Source organism: Streptomyces sp. NPDC040410 (assembly GCF_055595715.1).
The window spans coordinates 1-2,448 of the sequence record NZ_JBVIVK010000066.1; the positions used below are offsets into that span (position 1 = coordinate 1).

The following is a 2,448-nucleotide window of genomic DNA, read 5'->3' on the forward strand; positions in this document are numbered from 1 at the left end:
ACCCTCGCCGACGGCCGGCTCATCGACGACACGGCCGGCGCCACCACTTCCCGGGGCATCCGATGAGCCTGCTGCGACTGCGCAAACTCGCCCGTGACGTGTGGCTGGCGCGCACCCGGACGGCGATGATGATCGGGGCGATCAGCCTCGGTGTGCTCCTGGTCGGTGCGTTCCTCACGGCGCGTGTCATCGTCAGCCGTGCCATGGACCAGAACTACCGGGACGCCGTACCGGCCCTGGCGACCCTGCACATACCCCACGGTGTGGACCCGGCCACCCTCGAGGTCGTCGGAAAGCAGCGCGGGGTGCTGGCCGCCACCGCCCGCTCCTCGGTGCTGACCCGGGTCAAGGTCGGCGACGGACGGTGGCGGATGCTCCGCCTGTTCGCCGGCCGGCAGGGCGACCCCATGCTCATGGGCCAGGTGGCCATGGTGCGGGGCAACTGGCCACCGCCTCCTGACGGGCTGGTCCTGGAACGCAGCGCCCTGCCGTTCCTCACCACCGCCACCGGCCGGACCGTCACCGTGGTCGGCCCCGCGGGCCGCGCAAAGCGGATGAAGGTGACCGGCTCGGCACACGACGGCGCGGTGGTCCCGGCCGAGCAGCAGCAGACCGCCTACGGCTACGTCACCACGTCCGCGCTCACCCGTCTGGGGCTGGACGCCAGGCTCACCGACCTCAAGCTCATGATCGGCGACGAGAAGGGTCCCACCACGGACCGGGAGGAGATCGACGAGACCTCGCAGTGGATCGCCACCTTCCTGGAGAGCCGGGGCGTCCACGTCGACCACATCGAGATTCCCAAGCCGCTCACCCACCCGAGGAAGGACACCATGAACATGGTGTCCTTCACACTGCTCTTCTTCGGGGCCGCCTCGCTGCTGCTGCTCGCGTTCCTGGTCGCGACCATGCTCGGCGGCATGGTCGCCGGGCAGAGCGGCCAGATCGGCGCCATGAAGGCCGTCGGGGCCGGCACCCGCCAGATCCTGACCATGTATCTGGCACTGACCGGCGCGATCGCGACCCTCGCCACACTCCTGGCCGTGCCGCCGAGCGCCTGGCTGGGCCGGGTACTGGCCGGGCAGGCAGCCAAGCTGATGAACCTCGACGTGGAGAACACCACCGTGCCCCTATGGGTACGGGTGGTCCAGGTCACCGCGGGCATCTGCATACCCCTGCTGATGGCCCTGGTGCCACTGACACGGGGCACCAAGATCACCGTGCGGGAGGCGATCGCCGGCGCCGCGGCCGGCCCCCGGGCCGGCACCGGCCGTGCCGAACACCTCCTGACCCGGCTGCACGGCCTGCCCCGCACACAGCTCATGGCGGCCCGCAACCTGCTGCGCCGCACGGGCCGCCTCGCGCTGAACATCGGCCTGCTGGGGCTCGCCGGCGCGATGTTCCTCACCGGACTGAACACCGCGGGCAGCTGGACGGAACTGGTCGACCAGGGGATGGGCCACCGGCACGACGACCTGGAAATCCGTCTGGCCAAACCCGTCTCCGCCACCCGGCTCACCGGCCTCGCCCTCGACGTGCCGGGAGTCACCGACGCCGAGGCCTGGGCACTGACCGGGACCACCGTGCACACCCCGGGCCGGATCGACGTCGCCGAGGTCTACCCCGACCAGTCCACCGGAAGCTTCACCGCCATCGCCCCACCCGCCGACACCTCCCTGCTGCGTCTGCCGGTCATCAGCGGCCGATGGCTACGACCGGGCGAATGCGGATCGGTGGTACTCAACAACATGTCATCCCAGCAGCTGCCCCACGCCGCCGTCGGCGACCGGATACGCCTGACCATCGCCGGACACAGCGTCAGACTGTGGGTGGTGGGCAGAGTCTCGGACTTCGGCACCCAGGCCACCGCCTACCTCACCGACCGCGAATACGCCTCCATCACCGGACACAGCGACACCGCCGCAGTCCTGCGCATCGTCACCGAACGACACAGCCCCACCGCCCGCCAGGCCACACTCGAACGCCTGGAAGCCGCCCTGGAAGCCGAACACATCCCCATCGCGGCCGGGATCCGGATCGACGAGATCCGCGACGGCATCGACAAACACCTCGTCGTCCTGGCCAGCGCGCTCATCGTCCTCGGACTCCTCATGGGCCTGGTCGGCACACTGGGCCTCGCGGCCAGCCTCGCCACCAGCATCACCGAACGCACCCCGGAGTTCGCCGTACTCCACGCCATCGGCGCCACTCCCGGACAACTACGCGCCCTCGTGGTCACCGAGGGCATGCTCACAGCCGCCCTCAGCCTCATACCAGCCGCTCTCGCCTCAATACCGATGACCCTGCTCCTGGACGACTTCCTCGGCAACCAGGCGTTCCACATGACCCTGCCGTTCCAGTTCACACCCCAGGCCCTGGCCCTGTGGACCCTCCTGTCCCTGAGCGCCTCCGCCGCGGCAGCCGCGACCGCAGCCCGACGAGTCACCC

The 2,448-nt window shown here is 70.2% G+C and carries 1 protein-coding gene; it reads left to right on the top strand.

Features of this window, described 5'->3' with window-relative positions:
- Positions 1-62 precede the first annotated feature (62 nt).
- The coding region (locus ACZ562_RS38290) for an ABC transporter permease (RefSeq protein ID WP_471189332.1) at positions 63-2,448 on the top strand (2,386 nt) is incomplete at its 3' end.